19 protein-coding genes are annotated in these 21,789 nt (G+C 65.2%); 8 read left to right on the top strand and 11 right to left on the bottom strand.

What is annotated here, in order from left to right; translation table 11 throughout:
• Positions 1 to 308 precede the first annotated feature (308 nt).
• From ACK6AU_RS02185 to ACK6AU_RS02175, 3 genes are read left to right on the top strand one after another with little or no spacing between them, the layout of a single operon-like run.
• Positions 309 to 1,901 (top strand): ABC transporter permease, encoded by a 1,593-nt coding sequence (locus ACK6AU_RS02185; protein WP_409297509.1) that lies wholly within the window; start codon positions 309 to 311, stop codon positions 1,899 to 1,901.
• Positions 1,898 to 2,713: an ABC transporter ATP-binding protein gene (locus tag ACK6AU_RS02180; RefSeq protein WP_185701582.1), complete on the top strand. Its 816-nt coding sequence runs from the start codon at positions 1,898 to 1,900 to the stop codon at positions 2,711 to 2,713. The genes ACK6AU_RS02185 and ACK6AU_RS02180 overlap by 4 nt, the downstream gene beginning before the upstream one ends.
• A gap of 14 nt (positions 2,714 to 2,727) precedes the next feature.
• Positions 2,728 to 4,338, top strand: a complete 1,611-nt coding sequence (locus tag ACK6AU_RS02175; protein ID WP_185701583.1) for an arylsulfatase — start codon at positions 2,728 to 2,730, stop codon at positions 4,336 to 4,338.
• A gap of 81 nt (positions 4,339 to 4,419) precedes the next feature.
• Here the strand turns inward: ACK6AU_RS02175 and ACK6AU_RS02170 are convergent, their stop codons facing one another.
• Positions 4,420 to 5,490 (bottom strand): fatty acid desaturase, encoded by a 1,071-nt coding sequence (locus ACK6AU_RS02170; RefSeq protein ID WP_185701584.1) that lies wholly within the window; start codon positions 5,488 to 5,490, stop codon positions 4,420 to 4,422.
• Between the two features lie 100 nt (positions 5,491 to 5,590).
• Between ACK6AU_RS02170 and ACK6AU_RS02165 the strand changes: the two genes are divergently transcribed.
• Positions 5,591 to 6,595, top strand: a complete 1,005-nt coding sequence (locus ACK6AU_RS02165) for an AraC family transcriptional regulator (RefSeq protein WP_409297552.1) — start codon at positions 5,591 to 5,593, stop codon at positions 6,593 to 6,595.
• A 73-nt stretch (positions 6,596 to 6,668) separates the two neighbouring features.
• On the opposite strand, the gene ACK6AU_RS02160 is transcribed toward ACK6AU_RS02165, so the two are convergent.
• On the bottom strand, positions 6,669 to 7,358 hold the full coding sequence (locus ACK6AU_RS02160) for a Crp/Fnr family transcriptional regulator (protein ID WP_409297506.1): 690 nt from the start codon (positions 7,356 to 7,358) through the stop codon (positions 6,669 to 6,671).
• 100 nt (positions 7,359 to 7,458) lie between these two features.
• Here ACK6AU_RS02160 and ACK6AU_RS02155 point away from each other — a divergent pair, with 100 nt between their 5' ends.
• Positions 7,459 to 7,983 (top strand): DUF962 domain-containing protein, encoded by a 525-nt coding sequence (locus tag ACK6AU_RS02155; protein ID WP_409297504.1) that lies wholly within the window; start codon positions 7,459 to 7,461, stop codon positions 7,981 to 7,983.
• Positions 7,984 to 8,084: 101 nt separating this feature from the next.
• On the opposite strand, the gene ACK6AU_RS02150 is transcribed toward ACK6AU_RS02155, so the two are convergent.
• The 6 genes from ACK6AU_RS02150 to dibA form a co-directional block, all read right to left on the bottom strand.
• Positions 8,085 to 9,074, bottom strand: coding sequence for a sulfate/molybdate ABC transporter ATP-binding protein (locus ACK6AU_RS02150; RefSeq protein WP_185701587.1), 990 nt, complete (start codon positions 9,072 to 9,074; stop codon positions 8,085 to 8,087).
• A 3-nt stretch (positions 9,075 to 9,077) separates the two neighbouring features.
• The gene (gene cysW, locus ACK6AU_RS02145) at positions 9,078 to 9,947 is read right to left on the bottom strand and encodes a sulfate ABC transporter permease subunit CysW (protein WP_085598086.1); all 870 of its coding nucleotides are present in this window, start codon (positions 9,945 to 9,947) and stop codon (positions 9,078 to 9,080) included.
• Between the two features lie 13 nt (positions 9,948 to 9,960).
• Positions 9,961 to 10,779 (bottom strand): sulfate ABC transporter permease subunit CysT, encoded by an 819-nt coding sequence (cysT, locus tag ACK6AU_RS02140; protein WP_185701588.1) that lies wholly within the window; start codon positions 10,777 to 10,779, stop codon positions 9,961 to 9,963.
• A 90-nt stretch (positions 10,780 to 10,869) separates the two neighbouring features.
• Entirely contained in the window at positions 10,870 to 11,880 is a 1,011-nt protein-coding gene (locus ACK6AU_RS02135; protein WP_185701589.1) for a sulfate ABC transporter substrate-binding protein, read from the bottom strand.
• Positions 11,881 to 12,035: 155 nt separating this feature from the next.
• Positions 12,036 to 12,218, bottom strand: a complete 183-nt coding sequence (oscA, locus tag ACK6AU_RS02130) for a sulfur starvation response protein OscA (protein WP_185701590.1) — start codon at positions 12,216 to 12,218, stop codon at positions 12,036 to 12,038.
• A gap of 265 nt (positions 12,219 to 12,483) precedes the next feature.
• On the bottom strand, positions 12,484 to 14,403 hold the full coding sequence (gene dibA / locus ACK6AU_RS02125; protein ID WP_409297500.1) for a phosphodiesterase DibA: 1,920 nt from the start codon (positions 14,401 to 14,403) through the stop codon (positions 12,484 to 12,486).
• 145 nt (positions 14,404 to 14,548) lie between these two features.
• On the opposite strand from dibA, the gene desA reads away from it, so the two are divergent.
• From desA to ACK6AU_RS02110, 3 genes are all read left to right on the top strand, one after another.
• The gene (gene desA / locus ACK6AU_RS02120) at positions 14,549 to 15,733 is read left to right on the top strand and encodes a delta-9 fatty acid desaturase DesA (RefSeq protein WP_185701592.1); all 1,185 of its coding nucleotides are present in this window, start codon (positions 14,549 to 14,551) and stop codon (positions 15,731 to 15,733) included.
• A gap of 206 nt (positions 15,734 to 15,939) precedes the next feature.
• Positions 15,940 to 16,932: a GGDEF domain-containing protein gene (locus ACK6AU_RS02115; protein WP_409297498.1), complete on the top strand. Its 993-nt coding sequence runs from the start codon at positions 15,940 to 15,942 to the stop codon at positions 16,930 to 16,932.
• 68 nt (positions 16,933 to 17,000) lie between these two features.
• On the top strand, positions 17,001 to 17,249 hold the full coding sequence (locus ACK6AU_RS02110; RefSeq protein ID WP_185701594.1) for a hypothetical protein: 249 nt from the start codon (positions 17,001 to 17,003) through the stop codon (positions 17,247 to 17,249).
• Positions 17,250 to 17,255: 6 nt separating this feature from the next.
• Here the strand turns inward: ACK6AU_RS02110 and ACK6AU_RS02105 are convergent, their stop codons facing one another.
• From ACK6AU_RS02105 to gabD, 3 genes are all read right to left on the bottom strand, one after another.
• Positions 17,256 to 18,470 carry a response regulator gene (locus ACK6AU_RS02105; RefSeq protein ID WP_185701595.1) on the bottom strand — a complete coding sequence of 405 codons (1,215 nt, stop codon included), beginning with the start codon at positions 18,468 to 18,470 and terminating at the stop codon, positions 17,256 to 17,258.
• Between the two features lie 138 nt (positions 18,471 to 18,608).
• Positions 18,609 to 19,889, bottom strand: a complete 1,281-nt coding sequence (gabT, locus tag ACK6AU_RS02100) for a 4-aminobutyrate--2-oxoglutarate transaminase (RefSeq protein ID WP_185701596.1) — start codon at positions 19,887 to 19,889, stop codon at positions 18,609 to 18,611.
• 176 nt (positions 19,890 to 20,065) lie between these two features.
• Entirely contained in the window at positions 20,066 to 21,508 is a 1,443-nt protein-coding gene (gene gabD / locus ACK6AU_RS02095) for an NADP-dependent succinate-semialdehyde dehydrogenase (RefSeq protein ID WP_185701597.1), read from the bottom strand.
• Positions 21,509 to 21,789: the final 281 nt, after the last annotated feature.

Below are 21,789 nucleotides of genomic sequence, written 5' to 3'. Positions count from 1 at the left end.
TGAGGAGCCCAAGGTAGGCCCAGCAGGGCAAGGCATTTAAATACTAAAAATTCACATTTTAATAACAAAAAGAAATAAATCAGTCAGTACGGGGCTCCCCCGGGAACATGCGGAAAATGCATGGAAAATATTCTCCAAATGCATTGGATGCGTGGCGATGGGAAGCCTTAAATGGCCTCTCTTATCGCTCAATAGCATTGATGTGATTATTAATAGAACACAAATGCATATTGTAGGAGCGATCGGTTTCGCCACGCCTGGACGTGGCCCGTCCCATGCCATGCCGCACCCGACGACGGAGGTCACCCATGGCCCGTGTTTCCCTGCTCAGCCTGCCCCTGTGGGCCCCCTCCGACCCACGCCAACCTTGGCCGGCGGTCCACCGCCTGCTGCCTTGGTTGCTGCCATTGGGGTTGTTCGGCCTGTGGTGGCTGGCCAGCCGCAACCAGTGGATGAGCGAGCAGATCCTGCCGACGCCGGGACTGGTCTGGAACAGCGCCCGGGAGCTGGCCGCCGGCGAGCTCTGGAGCCACCTGGCGATCAGCCTGCAACGACTGGGCTGGGGCCTGCTGGTCGGGATCGGCATCGGCGCCCTGCTGGGTGGCGCCATGGGCTTCAGCCGCCGCCTGGAGCGCCTGGTGTTTCCCACCTTCGGTGCCCTGGCGCAGATCCCGACCCTGGCCTGGGTGCCGCTGTTCATGGTGTTTTTCGGCATCGGCGAACTGCTCAAGCTGGTGGTGCTGCTCAAGGCGGTAGTGGTCCCGGTGACCCTGCATACCCTGGTGGGCGTGCGCGACGCGCAACCGCGGCTGCGCGAAGCGGCCATCGTGCTGCGCCTGCCACCGATCCTGCTGCTGCGGCGCCTGGTGCTGCCCGCCGCACTGCCGGCCTTCATGGCGGGCGTACGCCTGGCCCTGGCCACCGGCTGGACCTCATTGCTGGCGGTGGAGCTGCTGGCCTCCAGCGAAGGCATCGGCTACCTGATGGTCTGGGCCAGGCAGCTGTTCATGCTGGATATCGTCTTCGTCTGCATCCTGGTGATCGGCGTGCTGGGCATGGCCATGGATCGCGGCATCGGCTGGCTGGACCGCAAGCTGGTGTACTGGCCGCACCCGGCCACCGCCGAGTTTCGCCGTGGCCCGCGCCACCAGGGCTGGCAGCGCCTGCAACCCTGGCTGCTGCCCCTGGCGCTGCTGGCCCTATGGCAGTTGGCGAGCGAACGCCAGTGGCTGGACGCCAACATCCTGCCCAGCCCCCTGGCGGTGCTGGCCACCACCGTCGACGGCCTGCTCGACGGCAGCCTGCTGGGCGGCCTGGGCCTGAGCCTGGGGCGCACCCTGGCCGGCCTGTTGCTGGGCGCCAGCCTGGGCCTGGGGTTGGGACTGCTGCTGGGCCTGTCGCGCTTGAGCGAGCGCCTGCTGGGGCCGACCCTGGCCGCCCTGCGCCAGATCGCCATCTTCGCCTGGGTGCCGCTGCTTACCGCCTGGTTCGGCCTGGGCGAGCTGGCCAAGTGGGTCTTCGTCGCCCTGGCCGCCTTCTTCCCGCTGTTCGTCGCCACCCAACGCAGCGTCGCCCAGCTCTCGCCACAACTGGCGGAGGCTGCCCAAGTGTTGCGCCTGGGTCTCTGGCAGCGCCTGCGGCGCCTGGTATTGCCCGGGGCCGCGCCGGGGATCTTCGCCGGCCTGCGGGTGAGCCTGATCTACGCCTGGCTGGGCACCATCGGCGCTGAGTACTTCATGCCGTCCGACGGTGGGATCGGCAGCCAGATGATCAGCGCCCAGCAGTTGCTGCGCATGGACCTGATCATGGCCGGGATGCTGCTGGTGGGCCTGACCGGCGCCCTTATCAACTTCCTTGGGCAATGGCTGGAACGCCACGCCACCCGCTGGAGACACGCATGAACGCACCCTTGGTCAGCTTCGAACACGTAGGCAAGAGCTTTCCCGTCGCCGGTGGCGAGCTGGAAGCGATCCGCGAATTCAACCTGGACATCGCCGAGGGCGAATTCGTCGCCATCGTCGGCTCCAGCGGCTGTGGCAAGTCCACCCTGTTGCGCCTGCTGATCGGCCTGGACACTGAGTTCCGTGGCCAGATACGCGTCGACGGCAAGGCCGTCAGCGGCATCGGCAGCGAACGCGGCATCGTGTTCCAGGAGCACCGGTTGTTCCCTTGGCTGACGGTGGCCGAGAACATCGGCCTGGGCCTGGTCAACGAGCCCCTGGGCGCCGCCGAGCGCCAACGGCGCATCGCCAGCTTCATCGAGCTCGTGGGCCTCGAGGACTTCGCCAAGGCCTATCCGCACCAACTGTCCGGCGGCATGGCGCAGCGGGTGGCCATCGCCCGGGGGCTGGTGGCCAGCCCGCGCATCCTGTTGCTGGACGAACCTTTCGGCGCCCTCGACGCGCTGACCCGCCAGCAGATGCAGGATGAGCTGCTGGCGATCCGCGAGCGGGCACGGATCACCACGGTACTGGTGACCCACGATGTCGAGGAAGCGATCTTCCTCGCCGACCGGGTGGTGGTGATGGAGCCACGCCCGGGGCGGATCAAGCGCGTGGTCGAGGTCGCCCTGCCCCATCCGCGCCAGCGCAGCCGCTTCGACTTCCACCAGCTGCGCGAGGAACTGCTGCACGAACTGACCAGCGACGATCACTACCAGGCCCCGCCACCGGTACGGATCAGCGACCTGCCCTTGACCTTCATTGCTTGCTGAACAGGAGTGACTCGATGCCGCAACGTCCCAATTTCCTGGTGATCCTGGCCGACGACCTGGGCTTTTCCGACCTCGGCGCCTTCGGGGGCGAGATCGCCACGCCGAACCTCGATGCCCTGGCCTTCAACGGCCTGCGCCTGACCGACTTCCATACCGCCCCGACCTGCTCGCCGACCCGCTCCATGCTGCTCACCGGCACCGACCACCATATCGCCGGGATCGGCACCATGGCCGAGGCCCTGACCCCGGAGCTGATCGGCAAGCCAGGGTACGAGGGCCACCTCAACGACCGGGTGGCGGCCCTGCCCGAGCTGCTGCGCGAAGCCGGCTACCAGACCCTGATGAGCGGCAAGTGGCACCTGGGGCTGACCCTGGACCGCGCGCCCCACGCCCGGGGCTTCGAGCGTTCGTTCGCGTTGCTGCCCGGGGCCGCCAACCACTATGGTTTCGAACCCACCTACGACGAACACACCCCGGGCCTGCTCAAATCCACCCCGGCGCTGTACATCGAGGACGATCGCTTCCTCGACGGGCTGCCCCAGGGGTTCTATTCCTCCGATGCCTTCGGCGACAAGCTCCTGCAATACCTCAAGGAGCGCGACCAGAGCCGGCCGTTCTTCGCCTACCTGCCGTTCTCGGCACCCCATTGGCCGTTACAGGCCCCTGAAGAGATCGTCGCCAAGTACCGCGGGCGCTACGACGCCGGTCCTGAGGCCCTGCGCCTGGAACGGCTGGAGAAGCTCAAGGCCCTGGGGCTGGTGGACGCCCAGGTCGAGCCGCACCCGCTGATCGGCCTGGACGCCGAGTGGGCCGCCCTCAGCGACGATCAGCGCCAGCGCTCGGCCCGGGCCATGGAGGTGTATGCGGCCATGGTGGAGCGCATGGACTGGAACATCGGCCGGGTGGTGGATTACCTGCGCCAGCAGGGCCAGCTGGACAACACGCTGATCCTGTTCATGTCCGACAACGGAGCCGAAGGGGCTCTGCTGGAAGCCTTCCCCAAGTTCGGCCCGCAGCTGTTGAGCTACCTGGACCAGCATTACGACAACAGCCTTCAGAATATCGGCCGGGCCAATTCCTATGTCTGGTACGGACCGGCCTGGGCCCAGGCCGCCACCGCGCCGTCGCGACTGTTCAAGGCCTTCACCACCCAGGGCGGGATTCGCGTGCCGGCGTTGCTGCACTACCCGCAGCTGCCGCTCAAGGGGCAGGTCAGCCATGGCTTCGGCACGGTGATGGACATTACCCCGACCCTCTTGGACCTGGCCGGCGTGCGCCATCCGGGCAAGCGCTGGCGCGGGCGCGATATCGCACCGCTGCGGGGCAAGTCGTGGCTGGGATTCCTGTCCGGCGAGACGGCGCAGGTGCATGACGAGCACACGGTCACCGGCTGGGAGCTGTTCGGCCGCCGGGCGATCCGCCAGGGGCAATGGAAGGCGGTGTACATTCCAGGCCCCGTGGGCCCGGCCACCTGGCAGTTGTACGACCTGGGGCGCGACCCGGGGGAGATCCACGACCTGGCCAGCAGCCACCCGCAAAAGCTGCAAACCCTGTTGCAGGAATGGCAGCGCTACGTGGACGAGACCGGGGTGATCCTCAGCGAGTCGCCGTTCCAGCCGGATTGATCGCGGCCGGGCAATCGCCATCGCGGGCAAGCCTCGCGCCTACCGGCCTGGCTTGCCCGCGATGGCCTCAACCATCACACCTCAAGCCTCGGCACCCAGCGCCTGCGGCGCCTGCTGTTCCTTACGGGTAAACCGGTTGGCCCGGCCGAAGGTGCCCAGGTCGTTGAAACGCACGCCCATCTGCGCCATCACCCGGTGGGCCACTGGCGCGGTCATCTGGCGGATGTAGAAGGGCTCCTTGACCACGAAGTGGTGGATGCCGTGGGTACTGCCGAAGTTGAAGCAGAACGCTTGCAGCGGCCACATCCACCAAGGGTTGAGGACCTGGGTCTGCTGGATCACGTTGCCCGGCTCGACATCGCCGTAGTAGTGCATGTTGGAGCTGACGAAGTGCAGGCAAAAGGTCCGCAGCACGTTCGGGCCGACGATCACCACCACGGCGATGTCGATCACCTGCATCAGCGCCAGGGTGCTGGCCGACCACTCGATGGAAGTGCCCAGCAACGCGGCGACGCCATTGGCTCCATGGAAGCCGAGAAACAGATACCAGGCGCCCCAGTGCAACTGCGCCAGGGGAGCATAGGCTGCCATCAGCCGGGCGAAACGCTTGAGCTTGGCCTTCCAGCCCGGCACATGGAGCGTATGGACGAAGGCCGAGATCATGTTGTCGCCCACCATCAGCAGTCGCGCGATGCCCCACGACTCGCCGTTGGTGATGCCACGCTCTTCGACATCGCCCGCGGAGCCCGAGACCTTGTGGTGGTTCAAGTGCAACTGGCGGCGTATCCAGGGGTTGATGGTGCTGGGGCGAGCCAGCCAGACCAGGCCCATCATCAGGTTGTGGGGCACCCGCCGCTTGCGGAAATACATGCTGTGGATCAGGTCGTGCTCCAGCTCGTGGGTCAGCGAGGCGAAGAACGCATTGAGCAGCAGGCAGGCCCACCAGGCCAGGTGACCGTTGAGATAGAGCGCGGCGCAGCCGACCATGCCGGCCAGGGCGAAGGCCAGGATCGTCGCGCCCAGGGCGTCCTGGTGACGCAGGAGCGGATAGCGCCGGCGCAGTTCATCGCCCCGGGCCACGACCACTTCGCGAATGTGCGCCGCGCGCTGTTGTGCGTCCATCCGTTCGGGGCTTGCGCAAGTACCCTGCATGATTCCATCCTCTGGGTCAGTGATGTGTGCATCCTGCCCCGGGCCCTGGCCCTGGGCGCTAGCCGTGAACGCCAACCTGTTGACCGGACGCGCCAATCGCATGACCGAAGCCACCTCTCTCGCCAGCTGGACCCGCGCCCTGCGCAAGCAGCTGAATGCCCTGGACCTGGATAGCGCGGCCCTGTGCCGCGAGGCCGGGCTTGACCCCCAATTGATGGACAATCCCAACGCCCGCTATCCGCTGTCGGCCACCACTCGTCTGTGGCAACTGGCGGTACAGGCCAGCGGCGATCCAGCCATCGGCTTGCGGGTGTCGCGCTTCGTCAGCCCCACCACCTTCCACGCCCTGGGGTATGCGCTGGTGGCCAGCGGCAGCTTGCGCGAGGTGTTCGAGCGCATCCTGCGCTATCACCAGGTGGTCAGCGATGCCCTGGTCCCGCAGTTGATCCGCGAGCAGGACCGCTACCGCTTCGTCCTGAAGATGCCCGAAGGCGCCCAGCAGCCGGCGTTCGAGGCCATCGACGCGTTCGCCGCGATCCACGTGCGCACCTGCCGCAGCCGCCTGGGCCGTGAATACGCGCCGCTGGCCGTGTACCTGCGGCGGCCGCAGCCCGAGGACCCCAGCCAATGGCACCGGGTGTTCCGCTGCCCGGTGCACTTCGCGGCCAGCGAGGACTGCCTGGAGTTTCGCGTGCAGGATTTCGAAAGCCACCTGGACGATGCCAACCCGGAACTGGCCGAACACAACGAGCAAGTGCTCAAGCGCGCCCTGGCGCAGCTACGGCCATTGACCTGGGAGCGCAAGGTGCGCGAAGTGATCGAGGCCCAGTTGCCCGACGGCGAGCCGGCCGCCGAGCGCGTGGCCCAGGCCCTGCACCTGAGCCTGCGCAGCCTGCAACGGCACCTGGCGGACGAAGGCACGCGCTTCGACACCCTGCTCAACGAGTGCCGGGAAAACCTCGCCCTGCTGCACCTGCGCGACCCGGCCTGCTCCCTCAGCGAAATCAGCTACCTGCTGGGATTCGCCGACGCCAGCAGCTTCAGCCGGGCCTTCAAGCGCTGGACCGGCATGACCCCCGGACAATTCCGCGACGGCCTGCGCTGACCCCGAACCGTCCCTGACCTGCATGGAACCAGGCACCGCCAGATGGCGAGCCGTGCGCAGCCTGCGGCAGCGGCTACACGGAACTGGCCAGGGCACGCAGGCGTTCGGCATCGAGGATCTCGATCTCGCCATAGCTCAGCCGCAGGATGCCCTGGTGCTGCAGGTCCTTGAGGATCTGGTTGGTGGTCTGGCGCGACAGCGAGAGCATCAGCGCCAGCTGTTCCTGGGGCAGTTGCAGCAGGCGCCGGCTCTGGGTCACTTCGCCATAACCGGCGGCCATCGCCAGCAGGCGGTTGGCCACCCGCGCCGGGGCCGGCATCAGGCTCAATTGCTCCAGGTTGATGAAGGCCAGGCGCAACTTGTGGCTCATCAACAGGGCGAACTGGCGCCAGTAGACGGGTTGCTCGTCCAATAGCCGCGCAAGGCTCGCCTGGGGTACCTGGAGCAAGGTGCAGGCACCCTCGGCGCAGGCATCGTGGGTACGCGGCTGTCCGTCGAACAGGCAGATCTCGCCGAACCAGTGGGGTGCCTCCATCAGGCTGAGCAAGGCCTCCTTGCCCTGCGCGCTGACCGCGCCGACCCGCACCACGCCCTCGACCACCGCATACAGGCCGCAGGGTGGATCGCCACGACGAAACAGGTACTGCCCCGGCGCCAGCCGCCGCAGGCGGGCATTGTCGAGCAGGCTATCCTGTAGAGAGGGCGGCAAGTGGCTGAACCACTGGCCGGCCATCAGGCATTCGCGCCATTGCTGCATATCCATGGACCGTGTTTTCCCCAGGGCATCGCCTTGATTGTCGCCTAGCCGACAGAGCCGTGATCGGGCGTGCGGCATGATCCGGCCACCCAACGGAGGAACAACAATGAAAAGCCTCGTCGATCACCTGAGTCAATACGCGGCCTATCACCGCGACCCACGCAATATCGCCAGCCACTTCATCGGCATCCCGATGATCGTGGTTGCCGTGGCCGTACTGCTGTCCCGCCCGGCCTGGCCGGTGGCCGGGCTGACGCTTTCGCCGGCGCTGCTGCTGGCCCTGTTCGCGGCGGTGTACTACCTGCGCCTGGAACTGCGCCTGGGGTTATTGATGAGCGTGCTGATGGGCTTGTCGGTGTGGGCTGGCCAGGCACTGGCGCAACAGAGCACCCTGGTCTGGCTGGCCAGTGGCCTGGGCCTGTTCGTGGTGGGCTGGGTGATCCAGTTCGTCGGCCATTACTACGAAGGGCGCAAGCCGGCCTTCGTCGATGACGTCTCCGGGCTGATCATCGGCCCGCTGTTCGTGGTGGCCGAACTGGCCTTCCTGCTGGGCCTGCGCCATGACCTCAAGCAGCAGATCGAGGCACGGGCGGGGGGTGTGCGGGTCAATCCGAAGCGTGCCGCGATCTAGATCGCAATCGCGGGCAAGCTCCGCTCCTACAGAAGCACGCATTCTGCTTCTGTAGGAGCGAGCGGGCGGCGATCCGACTTGCCCGCGATGCTTCTCGGCTTTTAGAGATTGGCGACCTTCTGCCAGACCTTGGGCTTGAAGAACAGCGTCTCGCCCTTGGCCAGGCCCACCAGGCTGTCATGGTCCTTCACCACTTCGGCCTCGATCAGTTCATCCTGGCCCTCGACCTTGAGCGTCACCCGGGTGGTGGCGCCCAGCGGGCGGATATCGCGGACCTGGGCGGCGTGGTGATCCTCCAGCTCCGCACGCGACAGCGACACTTCATGGGGCCGGAACAGCACATGGTTGTCCTCCCCCAGGCGCAGGCGGTTGGAGTCGCCGAGGAAGTGATAGACGAAATCGCTGGCCGGATACTCGTAGACCTCGCCAGGTGAGCCGATCTGCTCGATCACGCCCTTGTTCATCACCACGATGCGGTCGGCCACTTCCATGGCCTCTTCCTGGTCGTGGGTGACGAACACCGAGGTCAGGTTGATGTCTTCGTGCAGCCGCGCCAGCCAGCGGCGCAGCTCCTTGCGCACCTTGGCATCCAGCGCGCCGAAGGGCTCGTCCAGCAGCAGCACCTTGGGCTCCACCGCCAGGGCCCGGGCCAGGGCGATACGCTGGCGCTGGCCGCCGGAGAGCTGCTCCGGATAGCGATCGGAGAGCCAGTCCAGCTGCACCATGTTCAGCAATTCGTGGACCTTCTCGGCGATCCGGCTTTCACTGGGGCGCTGGTTCTTGGGCTTCATGCGCAGGCCGAAGGCGACGTTGTCGAACACGCTCATGTGGCGGAACAACGCGTAGTGCTGGAACACGAACCCGACGTTGCGATCGCGCACATCGTGGCCGGAGACGTCCTCGCCGTGGAACACGATGTTGCCGGCATCGGGCGTCTCCAGGCCGGCGATGATCCGCAGCAGGGTGGTCTTGCCGCAGCCCGAAGGGCCGAGCAGCGCCACCAGCTCACCGCTGTGGATATCCAGGTTGATGCTGTCCAGGGCCTTGAAGGCGTTGAAGTTCTTGCTGACGTTACGGACTTCGATCGACATGTCTTATTCCTCCGCGGCGCTGGCGCGCAGGCGGTTGATTCGGGATTCGCTCCACTGCTTGAGCAGCAGGATGAACAACGCAAGGATCAGCAACAGGCTGGCCACGGCGAAGGCCGCGACGTGGTTGTACTCGTTGTAGAGGATCTCCACGTGCAGCGGCAGGGTGTTGGTGACTCCGCGGATGTGCCCGGAGACCACCGACACCGCGCCGAACTCGCCCATGGCCCGGGCGGTGCAGAGCACCACGCCGTAGATCAGGCCCCATTTGATGTTGGGTACGGTGACGTGCCAGAACATCTGCCAACCGTTGGCCCCCAGCAGGCGCGCGGCCTCTTCTTCCTGGGTGCCCTGCTCCTGCATCAGCGGGATCAGCTCGCGGGCGACGAAGGGCACGGTGACGAAGATGGTGGCCAGGACGATGCCCGGCAGGGCGAACACGATCTGGATGTCGTGCTCCGACAGCCACGGGCCGAACAGCCCCTGGGCGCCGAACATCAGCACGTAGACCAGGCCGGCGATCACCGGCGACACCGAGAACGGCAGGTCGATCAGGGTCACCAGGAGGCTCTTGCCACGGAACGAGTACTTGCTCACGCACCAGGCGGCGCTGACCCCGAACACCAGGTTCAACGGCACCGAGACCAGCACCGCGATCACCGTGAGCTTGAGCGCCGACAGGGCGTCGGGCTCCAAGATCGCCGCGAAGAATGCACCCAGGCCAAGCTTGAGCCCCTGGGACACGACGATGAACAGCGGCAGCAGCAGGAACAGGGCGAAGATCAGCCAGCCCAGGCCAATCAATACCCGCCGCGAAGTGGCGCTGCCACGGCGGGCGGCGTTGGCCGACGAGGCGGCGATGGACGATTGGGACATGGTTCGCGCCTCCTTATGGGGTTTCGATACGCCGCTGCAGCAGATTGATCAGCAGCAACAGGATGAAGGACACCACCAGCATCAGCACGCCGATGGAGGTGGCCCCGGTGTAGTCGTACTGGTCGAGCTTGACCATGATCAGCAGCGGCAGGATCTCGGTCTTCATCGGCATGTTGCCGGCGATGAAGATCACCGAGCCGTACTCGCCCACGCCCCGGGCGAAGGCCAGGGCAAAACCGGTCAGCCAGGCCGGCAGCAACGCCGGCACCAGGATGTGGCGGAACACCTGCCAGGGCTTGGCGCCGAGGCAGGCGGCGGCTTCTTCCACTTCGCGGGGGATGTCCGCCAGTACCGGCTGTACGGTACGCACCACGAACGGCAGGGTGACGAAAGTCAGCGCCAGGGTGATGCCCAAGGGCGTGTAGGCGATCTTGAAGCCCAGGTCGGTGGCGAACTGGCCCACCAGCCCGGTGGGCGCGTACAGCGCGGTCAGGGCAATGCCCGCCACCGCGGTGGGCAACGCGAAGGGCAGGTCGATCATCGCATCGATGATCCGCCGTCCGGGGAAGCTGTAGCGCACCAGGACCCAGGCCAGCAGCGTGCCGATCAGGCCGTTGATGACTGCCGCGTACAAGGCGGTGCCGAAGCTGAGCTTGAGGGCCGCCAGCACCCGGGGCGCCGAGACGATGGCCCAGAACTGGTCCCAGGTGAGTTGTGCGGCATGGACGAACATCGCCGCCAGGGGGATGAGCACAATCAGGCTGAGGTACACCAAGGTGTAGCCCAGCGTCAGCCCGAAGCCGGGTATGACGGGGGAGATACGACGCGACATAAGAGTCCTTGGTTGAACGCAGGTGAAACGCACGAAGCCCCGAAGTGATTCCGGGGCTCCAGGCGACGGCGGTTAGAGTGGCTCCTCCTGTTACTGGGCCTGGTAGATCTGGTCGAACACGCCACCGTCATTGAAGAATTTCGGTTGGGCAGTTTTCCAGCCGCCGAAGTCCTTGTCGATAGTCACCAGCTCCAGTTTCGGGAACTGCTGGCCGTATTTGGCCGCCACGTCCTTGTCCCGTGGACGGTAGAAGTTCTTCGCCGCGATCTCCTGGCCGGCCGGGCTGTACAGATGCTTGAGGTAGGCTTCGGCGATCGCCGTGTTGCCCTTCTTCTCGGCGTTCTTGTCCACCACCGCCACCGGCGGTTCGGCGAGGATCGACAGCGACGGCACGACGATGTCGAACTTGTCGGCGCCCCCTTCTTCCTTGAGCGCCAGGAAGGCTTCGTTTTCCCAGGCCAGCAGCACGTCGCCCTGGCCGTTGTTGACGAAGGTGATGGTCGAGCCACGGGCGCCGGTATCCAGCACCGGTACGTGCTTGAACAGCTCCTGCACGTACTCCTTGGCCTTGGCTTCGCTACCCCCGGCCTTCAGGCCGTAGGCCCAGGCGGCCAGGAAGTTCCAGCGAGCGCCGCCGGAGGTCTTCGGGTTGGGGGTGATCACCGAGACGTCCTTCTTGATCAGGTCGCCCCAGTCCTTGATGCCCTTGGGGTTGCCCTTGCGCACCAGGAACACGATGGTCGAGGTGTAGGGTGTGCTGGCGTCGGGCAGGCGCTTCTGCCAGTCCGCCGGCAGGGTCTTGCCGAGCTTGGCGATTTCGTCGATGTCGCCGGCCAGGGCCAGGGTCACCACGTCGGCGCGCAGGCCATCGATCACCGCCCGGCCCTGCTTGCCCGAGCCACCGTGGGATTGCTGGATCTTCACGTTGTCGCCGGGGTGCTCCTTCTTCCAGAAGCTTACGAACTCGGCGTTGTAGTCCTGGTACAGCTCGCGGGTCGGGTCGTAGGACACGTTGAGCAGCTCATAGTCCTTGGCTACGGCGGAACCGGCAAAAACGGCACTGGCGAGGGCAGCCAGGGCATAACGGCGAATCGACGACATGGTAGAGCTCCCGAGATTTTCTAATGTGCTGGCATTTTTCTTATGGCGAATCAGGCTCGCATTCGCGGATGAACGCTGGGGTACGAACTGGGGGTCATGGGTGACGCCCTCCGGTTGACCAGTCGGGCCTCTCGCTTGCGAGAGGGTGATTTGATTCAGCTGGATTTGTTGCCGGGTTGCTGCAGGCGGAATTTTTCCTTGCGCTCGATCTGCACGACCTGGGCGTTGTGCACGGTGATTTCCACCGCTCCGAAGCGCAGGTCCCGCAGTGCACTTTGAATTTCACGCAAGATGGTTGCTTCGTCCTGTCCGTCGACGCTACGTAGAGATGCGCTCATGGTGATGCTCCTGAGTGGGATGTGCCGTGCAGTGGCGGCACTGCGGGTGGCGTGGAGCAATAGTAGATAGGCAGGGATATTCTTAAAAATACTATTTAAGAATGTTTATATAACCAGTGGAAATTATTCGGCGGGGCGCGCAGTTACGGGCCCCCTGAGACCATGCCCGCCCTCTTGCGACCGCTACGCGAAGCGCCTGTAGCCGCTGTCGAGTGCAACGAGGCTGCGACCGGAGGCGCAGCGCCCGCCAGCTGCATCAGGCGCGTCAGAGGATCTGCGGGGCGTTGTCCCAGTCCAGCAAGGAGGCCGGCATTGGCCGGCCGAACCAGTAGCCCTGGCCCAGATCGCAGCCCTGGTCCAGGAGGAAGCGGGCCTGCTCCATCTGTTCGATACCTTCGGCATGGACCTGCATGCCCATGCTCTGGGCCAGTGCCACGATGACCCGGGAAATCGCCGCATCGTCCTCGTCCCACGGCAAGCCGGCGACGAAGCCCTGGTCGATCTTGAGCTTCTGCACCGGCAGGCGCTTGAGCCGCAGCAACGACGAATAACCGGTGCCGAAATCGTCGATGGCCAGGCGGATGCCCAGCTCGCGCAGGCGGTGCATCTGCTCCAGGGCCACTTCCGGGTCGTCCATCAGCGCGCTTTCGGTGACCTCCAGCTCCAGGTAGGCCGGGTCCAGCCCGGTGTCGTGCAGCACCTGGGCCACCTGCTGGTACAGCTCGCTGCGGGCGAACAGGCGGGTCGAGACGTTCACCGCGATGAACGACAGCACCACGCCCTCGGCCTGCCACTGGCACATCTGCCGGCATGCCTCGCCCATGACCCAGGCATCGATCTCGGCAATCATCCCGGTGCGTTCGGCGATGGGGATGAACTCCGCCGGCGGCACCAGGCCGCGGTGCGGGTGCTGCCAGCGCACCAGGGCTTCGACGCCCACCAGGCGACTGGTGGCCAGGTCGTGCACCGGTTGGTAGTAGACCCGTAGCTCCTGGCGGTCCAGGGCGCGGCGCAACTCGAAGGCCGTCTCCACCCGCTGCTGGGCATGGGCGGTGAGTTCCTCGGTGTACAAGGCATAGCCATTGCGCCCGGCGCTCTTGGCCTTGAACAGCGCGGCATCGGCGTTGCGCAGCAACTGGCTGGCGCTGCGGGCATCGCTGGGAAACAGGCTGATGCCGATGCTGGCATTGATCAGCACCTGGTGGCCGTCCAGCTGGAACGGTTCCTTGAGGCCATCGAGGATGCGCTGGGCCAGGGCGGCCGCCTGCACCAATTGCGGGCAACTTTCGGCCAGCACGGCGAACTCGTCGCCGCCCAGGCGCGCCAGGGTCACTCCGGGGCCGAACATGTCGCGCAAGCGTTGGGCAAACGCCTTGAGCAACTGGTCGCCGACGTTATGCCCGAGGCTGTCGTTGACCATCTTGAAGTGGTCCAGGTCGATCATCAGCATGGCGCAGCCGCGCTTGTGGATCTGCGCCGAGGCCAGGGCCTGTTCGGCGCGGTCGGTGAGCAACAGGCGGTTGGGCAGGTCGGTCAGCGGATCGTGGTGGGCCAGGTGCGCCAGCTCGTGCTCGGAATCCTTGATCGCGCTGATGTCGGAGAATACCGCCACATAGTGGGTGAGCTCGCCCTGCTCGTCGCGGATCGCGCGGATGGTCTGCCACTGCGGATAGATTTCCCCGCTCTTGCGTCGGTTCCAGATTTCCCCGCTCCACTCGCCGCTCTGGCGCAACGCGCCGAACATCGCCTGGTAGAAGTCCACCGAATGATGGCCGGACTTGAACATGCTCGGCTGGCGCCCCAGCACTTCCTCGCGCTGGTAGCCGGTGATCTCCATGAAGGCGCGGTTGACGTGGACGATCTGGCCCTGGGTGTCGCTCACCAGTACCCCTTCGCGGGTACAGTCGAACACCGCCGCGGCCTGGCGCAGGCGCTCACGGTCCTTCTGCTGGTGGCGCAACCAGCGGTCGGCGCCCAGCACGCGTAGCAAGCGCGCCCGGGCAAAGAAGATCAGCACCGCGCTGACCACGGCCCAGGCATAGCAGCTGGTTTGCTGCCACAGGGCCTGGTCGATCGATCCATCGAAGAAACTGCTCAATAAATAGCCACTGAGCTGCAGCCAGGCCATGGACAGCAGCAGGTAGAGCAGCGCAGCACGCAAGCCATTGCGATAAGAAACCGACATAAGCCCGTCTATTTCCACACGAAAAGTTTGGGATTATAGAGGAAGAAACATCCCGCCACTCTTATCTGAAAGGGCGACTGGTTTTCTCACCGGGCATGGTGATAATGCCTGGGCTGTTTTTTCTCTATCGAGGGCCTTATCGCCTATGTGGTATGAAGGTTTACTTGGCTTGTCCGCCTGGCAACTGGTGGCAGTCACCCTGTTGATGACCCACGTGACCATCGTTGCGGTCACGGTCTATCTGCACCGTTATTCCGCGCATCGCTCCCTGGAGCTCAATGCCGGCCTCAAGCATTTCTTCCGTTTCTGGCTGTGGCTGACCACCGCGCAGAATACCCGCGAATGGACCGCGATCCATCGCAAGCACCACGCCAAGTGCGAGACCGTCGACGACCCCCACAGCCCGGTGATCAAGGGCTTGTCCACCGTGCTGCGCAAGGGCGCCGAGCTGTACCGCGAGGAAGCGCGCAACCCCGAGACCCTGCGTATCTACGGCAAGAACTGCCCGGAAGACTGGATCGAGCGCAACCTCTACAGCCGCTACAAGCTCGGCGGCGTGGCGCTGATGGCGGTGATCGACCTGCTGCTGTTCGGCACCATCGGCATCACCATCTGGGCGGTGCAGATGATGTGGATTCCATTCTGGGCCGCCGGCGTGATCAACGGCCTGGGCCATGCGGTGGGCTACCGCAACTTCGAATGCCGCGACGCGGCCACCAACCTGGTGCCCTGGGGCATCATCGTCGGCGGCGAGGAGCTGCATAACAACCACCACACCTACCCCAACTCGGCCAAGCTGTCGGTGAAGAAGTGGGAGTTCGACATGGGCTGGGGCTGGATCAAGCTCTTCAGCCTGCTGGGCCTGGCCAAGGTCCAGCGGGTGGCGCCCATCGCCCACCGGGTCGAAGGCAAGGGCCACCTGGACATGGACACCGCCATGGCCATCCTCAACAACCGCTTCCAGATCATGGCCCAGTACCGCAAGCTGGTGATCGGCCCGCTGGTCAAGCAGGAACTGGCCAAGGTCGATCACTCGGTACGCCATCAGTTCCACCGCGCCAAGCGCTTGCTGTCCCGGGAAACCAGCCTGCTGGAAGATCGCCACCACCTGCGTATCCAGAACATGCTGGAACACAGCCAGGCGTTGAAGGTGATCTACGAGAAGCGCCTGGCCCTGCAACAGATCTGGGTCAAGACCAGCTCCAATGGCCACGACATGCTGGCCGCCATCAAGGATTGGGTCCACGAAGCCGAGGCCAGCGGCATCCAGTCCCTGCGCGACTTCGCCAGCCAGCTCAAGACCTACTCCCTGCGCCCCAGCGCCGCCTGACCCGCTTGCCTCGCCACCTTCGTGGCGAGGGAGCTGGCCCTCGCCAGCCTCGCCTGAACCACCCCAGCCGACCGCCCGGCGTATCGCCGGGCCGCACGGGAACTTAGCGTTCCATCCTCTATCTCAAGCAACACTTCGCCACCCAGGCGAGCCTGGTTGTAGTCGCTGTCGAACACCGCGCGGCACACCCTTCGAGAACAGTGCCGATGGTCAACAAGAATCCGGATATTCCATCTTCGCTTCCCCTGTGGCCCGAGGCCGCGCAAACCCTCATGGCCCTGATGCATGCCCAGGGCGAAGTCGCCCGCCTGACCGAGCGCGAGCAGCTGTTCAACTCGCTGCTGGTCAGCGTCAACGCGGTGCTTTGGGCCTTCGACTGGGAAAGCCGCCAGGTGCTGTATGTCAGCCCGGCCTACGAGCGCATTTTCGGCCGCCCCGCCGGCCTGCTGCTGGCGGACTACAACCAGTGGCGCGACAGCATCTACCCCGACGACCTGGAATACGCCGAGCGCAGCCTGGCCCAGGTCGTGGAAAAAGGCGCGGTGGAAGACCGCGAGTACCGCATCATCGACGCCACGGGCCAGGTGCGCTGGCTCAGCGACAAGTGCTTCATCAACCGCAATGCCGAACCCGGACAGCGCCTGATCGTGGTGGGGATCGCCGAGGACATCAGCGAAAAGAAGCAACTGGAGAGCGAGTTGCAGCGCCTGGCCACCACCGACGCGCTGACCCAGAGCAGCAACCGCCGGCATTTCTTCGAGTGCGCCAATCGCGAGTTCGAACAGGCGCGACTGCGAGGCACGCCCCTGTCCTTCCTGTTGCTGGACATCGATGATTTCAAGGTGATCAACGATACCTACGGCCACCCCGAGGGCGACATCGTCCTGCAACGCATCGCCGAGAGCGGACGCGCCGCCCTGCGCCGGGGCGACCTGTTCGGGCGTATCGGCGGCGAGGAATTCGCCGCGCTGTTCCCCGGCTGCGCCGCCGACATGGCGCACCAGGTGGCCGAACGCCTGCAACGGGAGATCCAGCGCCAGCACTTCAGCCACCAGGGCCAGGCCTTCAGCATCACGGTCAGCCAGGGCCTGACCAGTCTGTTGCCGGAGGATGAGAGCCTGGACAACCTGTTCGCCCGGGCCGACGCGGCGATGTACGAGGCCAAGCGCCAGGGCAAGAACCGCATCGTCAGTGGCTGATTCGCCGTCCGGGCCGGGCTAGACTGCGGCCCCATGGCAATGGCGGCCCGCGCCGGACGCACGGCCCGATGAACGAAGAACAGTTGCTCAAGCGCATCAACAGCAAACGCAATGGTTGTCGGGGCAAGCGCCTGTTGTGCTTGCTGATCGGCGTGGCCCTGGTGGTGTTCGGGCTGGCCCTGGCTGTCAAGCTTGGGCCGCATCCAGCGCAGCTGATGAACCTGCTGGCCGCCTGGCCGTTCTTCTACCTGGCCTTCCTGGCCGAAGACCAGACGGTCGATGGGTGGTTCGCGCTGTTCGAGCTTATGGGCAACTGACTTCACTCAACCCTTGCGCAGGCGGCTCAGCTCCGGCAGGCCGATCTTCAGCAGCCGCGCGGTCTTGCTCCGAGCCACTTGCTCGACACCCTCGGTGGGTGTCAGGTGCGCCAGTTGGCCCGCCAGGTTCATCGCCAGGGCTTCGCGGGAATAGACGCCACCGCCGAGCTGGTAGACCGCGGCGATCAGCTCGCGCAGTTCCAGGGGCATGCGCCAGCGGGTGCGCAGGGCCGAACCGTAGGCGGCGCCAAAGCGCTCCAGGGCATCGCCGATCTCTTCCTGGTCGTCCAGTTCGCCGCCGGCCTGCTTCCACTCCTGCAGGCAGCGCAGCAACGCCAGGTCGCCCAAGCGGTGCAGCAGGCCGGCGCAGTAGCAACGCTCCTGGTCCAGGTCCAACAGGCGCGCCAGGGTCCGGCCATACTCCGCGGTGTGCAGCGACAGCCCCCAGTAGCGCTCGGCATAGTCGGCCAGGGCCGGATCGCTGAGGCGGGCGCTGCGCTTGAGGGTCAGGCCGAGAATCAGGTTCATGCTCTGCCCGGTGCCGAGCCGCTGCAGGGCCTGGGACAGGCTCTGCACGCCGTCGCCATGGTGCTGGGCGGCGCTGTTGGCGGCGGCGATCAGCACGGCGGTGACTTGCGGATCGGTGCGGATTTCCTCTTCCAGCAGCCGCAGGTCCAGGCCCTCGGGGTGCAGGCTGCGCTTGATCGCCAGTTGCACGTCGGTCAGCAGGGGTGCGCCATCGGCCAGTTCGCGGCGATGTTCGAGAAAGCTGTACAAGGTCGTACCGGGCGCCAGGCTCGGAACCTCGCAGGACACTTGCTGGCCAGCGTCCAGCAGCAAGCCCTGCAGGCGCTGGGTCAGGCCCTCCATGTTCAGGGGCTTGGTCAGGTAGGCCGTGGGTGCCAGGGGCAGCGCCTCGCGCACGCTGGCGCTATCGCTGCGCACGCTGAGGAGGATGAACGGCTGCGGTGGGTTGCGCTTGCGCTGGCGCATGGCACGCAGCAGCGAAAGGCCGTCGATGCCTGGCAGTTCCCAGTCGGCGATGACCAGGTCGTAGGGCTTGGCATCGAGCAGGTCCATGGCTTCCTGGCCATCGGCGCACAGATCCAGGCGAGCATCGCAACGCACGTTAAGCAGCACTTGCTCGAGCAGGTCGCGGGACCAGGGATCGGCCTCGGCGATCAGCACGCGGGGTACAGCAGGTAGATCAACAGCGGTCATGCGGCACGCTCCCTAGGCAATCCCTTGCACCTTAGTCAATGCGCAGGCTTCCATACAGCGCAAATCCGCCTATAGACCACGGCGCAATGAAAAAAACCCGCCGAAGCGGGTTTTTTTATCGATCAGCTCAGGCGGGCATCACAGCTCGGCGAAGCACTCGTCGATGATGGCCAGGCCCTTGTCCAGTTGCGCATCCGGCGCGGTCAGCGGCACCAGCACCCGCAGGACGTTACCGTAGGTGCCGCAGGACAGCAGGATCAGGCCCTTGTCACGGGCCTTGGCCACAACCTGGGCCACGGCGGCGGCGTTCGGCTTGTGGCTGTCGCCGTTCTCGAACAGCTCGACCGCGATCATCGCGCCCAGGGCACGGACTTCACCGATCACTGCCGGGTGCTTGGCCTGGATGGCCTTGAGGCCGGTCACCAGGCGCTCGCCCACGGCCTTGCAGCGGTCCAGCAGGTGCTCTTGCTCGAACACTTCCATCACGGCCAGGGCCGCGGCGCAGGCGATCGGGCTACCGGCGTAGGTGCCGCCCAGGCCGCCTGGGGCGATGGCGTCCATGTACTCGGCCTTGCCGCATACGCCAGCCAGCGGGAAACCACCGGCGATGGACTTGGCGAAGGTGGTCAGGTCGGCGGCGACGCCCATCTGCTCCATGGCGAAGAAGGTGCCGGTACGGCCAGCGCCGGTCTGCACTTCGTCGGCGATCAACAGGATGCCGTGCTGGTCGCACAGGGCGCGCAGGCGCTTCATGAATTCCTTCGGCGCGACGTAGAAACCGCCTTCGCCTTGTACCGGCTCGATGATGATCGCGGCGATGTCACGCGGTTCGGCGTCGTTCTTGAAGATGCGCTCGATGCTGGCGATGGAGTCGTCGATGCTCACGCCGTGCAGCTCGTTAGGGTACAGGGCGCGGAAGATGCCGCCTGGCATCAGGCCCATGCCGGCCGAGTACGGCACGACCTTGCCGGTCAGGCCCAGGGTCATCATGGTGCGACCGTGGTAGGCGCCGGAGAAGGCGATCACGCCGGCACGGCCAGTGGTGGCGCGAGCGATCTTCACGGCGTTTTCCACGGCTTCGGAACCGGTGGTCACCAGCAGGGTTTTCTTGGCGAAATCGCCTGGCACCTTGGCGTTGATTTTCTCGCACAGCTCAACGTAGGGCTCGTAGGCCAGGACCTGGAAGCAGGTGTGGGTCAGCTTGTTCAACTGCTCGGTCACCGCGGCGATGACTTTCGGGTGCACGTGACCGGTGTTGAGCACGGCGATACCGCCGGCGAAATCGATGAACTCGCGGCCTTCGACGTCAATGACGCTGGCGTTCTTCGCGCTGTCGGCGAAGATCGGGTGGATCTGGCCCACGCCACGCGGTACGGCGGCTTCACGGCGTTTCATCAGGGATGCGTTGGTCTTGCTCATAATGTCCTCATTCACCGCGGCGGCCGCGGTGCGGTTCAAGGGTTGCGGGGCGGGGAGGCAACGGTGGCAGCATGCGATGATCGACTGCCGCCGTGGTCCCGGGCCACCTTGAATAGTGCGGTTTTAAAACTGCGCGCGGGGACAGCGCTCTCGTGCCCCGCGCGCTTGAAACCGGATCAGATACCCAGGCAGAGGTATTTGATTTCCAGGTAATCCTCGATCCCGTACTTGGAACCCTCGCGGCCCAGGCCCGAGGCCTTGATGCCGCCGAACGGCGCCACTTCGTTGGAGATCAGGCCGGTGTTGACCCCGACCATGCCGTATTCCAGGGCCTCGGCCACACGGAACACGCGCCCCAGGTCGCGGGCATAGAAGTAGGAGGCCAGGCCGAATTCGGTGTCGTTGGACATGGCGATGACTTCGGCCTCGTCCTTGAAGCGGAACAGCGGCGCCAACGGACCGAAGGTTTCTTCCTTGGCCACGGCCGCGCCCTTGGGCACGTTGACCAGGATGGTCGGCTCGAAGAAGTTGCCTTCCATGGGCTTGCCGCCGGCCAGCAGGGTGGCGCCCTTGTCCAGGGCATCCTTGATGTGTTCCTGGACCTTGGCCACGGCTTTTTCGTCGATCAGCGGGCCGGTGGTGGTGCCCTCTTCCAGGCCGTTGCCGATCTTCAGCTTGGCCACGGCGGCCTTGAGCTTCTCGGCGAAGGCGTCGTAGACCGAATCCTGGATGTACAGGCGGTTGGCGCAGACGCAGGTCTGGCCGTTGTTGCGGTACTTGGAAATGATCGCGCCCTCGACCGCCTTATCCAGGTCGGCGTCGTCGAACACGATGAACGGCGCGTTGCCGCCCAGTTCCAGGGACACCTTCTTGATGTCGTTGGCGCATTCGGCCATCAGTTGGCGACCGATCTCGGTGGAGCCGGTGAACGACAGCTTGCGCACGATCGGGTTGCTGGTCAGCTCGCCACCGATGTCGCCGGCGCTGCCGGTGACCACGCTCAGCACGCCCTTCGGGATGCCGGCACGGTGGGCCAGCTCAACCAGGGCCAGAGCCGAGAACGGGGTTTGCGAAGCGGGCTTGATCACCATGGTGCAACCGGCGGCCAGGGCCGGGCCGGCTTTACGGGTGATCATCGCCGCCGGGAAGTTCCACGGGGTGATGGCCGCGGTCACGCCGATCGGCTGCTTGATCACGATCAGGCGCTTGTCGGGCTGGTGGCCGGGGATCACATCGCCGTAGATGCGCTTGGCTTCTTCGGCGAACCACTCGATGAAGGACGCCGCGTAGGCGATCTCGCCCTTGGCCTCGGCCAGTGGCTTGCCCTGCTCCAGGGTCATCAGGCGACCGAGGTCGTCCTGGTTTTCGATCAGCAGCTCATACCAGCGGCGCAGCTTGGTGGCGCGCTCCTTGGCGGTCAGGGCACGCCAGGCCGGCAGGGCCTTGTCGGCGGCCTCGATGGCGCGGCGGGTTTCGGCGGCGCCCATCTTCGGCACGGTGCCGAGGATTTCACCGGTGGCGGGGTTGTTGACCTTGATCGTCTGGCCGCTGTCCGCATCCACCCAAGCACCATCGATATAGGCTTGTTGGCGGAACAACTGGGCGTCTTTGAGCTGCATGTCGGCTTCCTTAACAGCACCGCGCATACGCGGGGCAAATTGTGATTGTAAAAAAGGCGCCTGGTCGGCCATTGAGCGCGGCAGCGCATTCAACGATCCGAGGCAAAGCTGCCGTCAGGAAAATCGTTCACTGGGTCGAAGCATGAAAAATGTCGCACACAAGGATAGACGTGCGCCTGGACATTCAGGCAAGAGCGTTTGAAATCTCAAACGAATCCTAGGAGCAAAGGGGGTAAAAGGACAATAGGCCGTTCGAAAAAAAGAACGTAAACGTCCCCAAG

This window comes from Pseudomonas sp. KCJK8993 (assembly GCF_046230915.1).
GTDB lineage: Bacteria > Pseudomonadota > Gammaproteobacteria > Pseudomonadales > Pseudomonadaceae > Aquipseudomonas > Aquipseudomonas piscis.
The sequence above is the reverse complement of the archived record's forward strand: the minus strand, read 5'-3'. Positions and strand labels throughout refer to the sequence as shown.

Excerpts from the sequence above, each read along its gene's own strand:
- dibA (WP_409297500.1), bottom strand. The coding sequence starts at position 14,403 with ATGTCGGTTTCTTATCGCAATGGCTTGCGTGCTGCGCTGCTCTACCTG.
- ACK6AU_RS02115 (WP_409297498.1), top strand. The coding sequence starts at position 15,940 with ATGGTCAACAAGAATCCGGATATTCCATCTTCGCTTCCCCTGTGGCCC.
- gabD (WP_185701597.1), bottom strand. The coding sequence starts at position 21,508 with ATGCAGCTCAAAGACGCCCAGTTGTTCCGCCAACAAGCCTATATCGAT.
- ACK6AU_RS02150 (WP_185701587.1), bottom strand. The coding sequence starts at position 9,074 with ATGTCGATCGAAGTCCGTAACGTCAGCAAGAACTTCAACGCCTTCAAG.
- ACK6AU_RS02180 (WP_185701582.1), top strand. The coding sequence starts at position 1,898 with ATGAACGCACCCTTGGTCAGCTTCGAACACGTAGGCAAGAGCTTTCCC.
- ACK6AU_RS02160 (WP_409297506.1), bottom strand. The coding sequence starts at position 7,358 with ATGGATATGCAGCAATGGCGCGAATGCCTGATGGCCGGCCAGTGGTTC.
- ACK6AU_RS02105 (WP_185701595.1), bottom strand. The coding sequence starts at position 18,470 with ATGACCGCTGTTGATCTACCTGCTGTACCCCGCGTGCTGATCGCCGAG.
- ACK6AU_RS02155 (WP_409297504.1), top strand. The coding sequence starts at position 7,459 with ATGAAAAGCCTCGTCGATCACCTGAGTCAATACGCGGCCTATCACCGC.
- cysW (WP_085598086.1), bottom strand. The coding sequence starts at position 9,947 with ATGTCCCAATCGTCCATCGCCGCCTCGTCGGCCAACGCCGCCCGCCGT.
- ACK6AU_RS02170 (WP_185701584.1), bottom strand. The coding sequence starts at position 5,490 with ATGCAGGGTACTTGCGCAAGCCCCGAACGGATGGACGCACAACAGCGC.
- ACK6AU_RS02175 (WP_185701583.1), top strand. The coding sequence starts at position 2,728 with ATGCCGCAACGTCCCAATTTCCTGGTGATCCTGGCCGACGACCTGGGC.
- gabT (WP_185701596.1), bottom strand. The coding sequence starts at position 19,889 with ATGAGCAAGACCAACGCATCCCTGATGAAACGCCGTGAAGCCGCCGTA.
- ACK6AU_RS02135 (WP_185701589.1), bottom strand. The coding sequence starts at position 11,880 with ATGTCGTCGATTCGCCGTTATGCCCTGGCTGCCCTCGCCAGTGCCGTT.
- ACK6AU_RS02185 (WP_409297509.1), top strand. The coding sequence starts at position 309 with ATGGCCCGTGTTTCCCTGCTCAGCCTGCCCCTGTGGGCCCCCTCCGAC.
- ACK6AU_RS02165 (WP_409297552.1), top strand. The coding sequence starts at position 5,591 with ATGACCGAAGCCACCTCTCTCGCCAGCTGGACCCGCGCCCTGCGCAAG.
- desA (WP_185701592.1), top strand. The coding sequence starts at position 14,549 with ATGTGGTATGAAGGTTTACTTGGCTTGTCCGCCTGGCAACTGGTGGCA.
- ACK6AU_RS02110 (WP_185701594.1), top strand. The coding sequence starts at position 17,001 with ATGAACGAAGAACAGTTGCTCAAGCGCATCAACAGCAAACGCAATGGT.
- oscA (WP_185701590.1), bottom strand. The coding sequence starts at position 12,218 with ATGAGCGCATCTCTACGTAGCGTCGACGGACAGGACGAAGCAACCATC.
- cysT (WP_185701588.1), bottom strand. The coding sequence starts at position 10,779 with ATGTCGCGTCGTATCTCCCCCGTCATACCCGGCTTCGGGCTGACGCTG.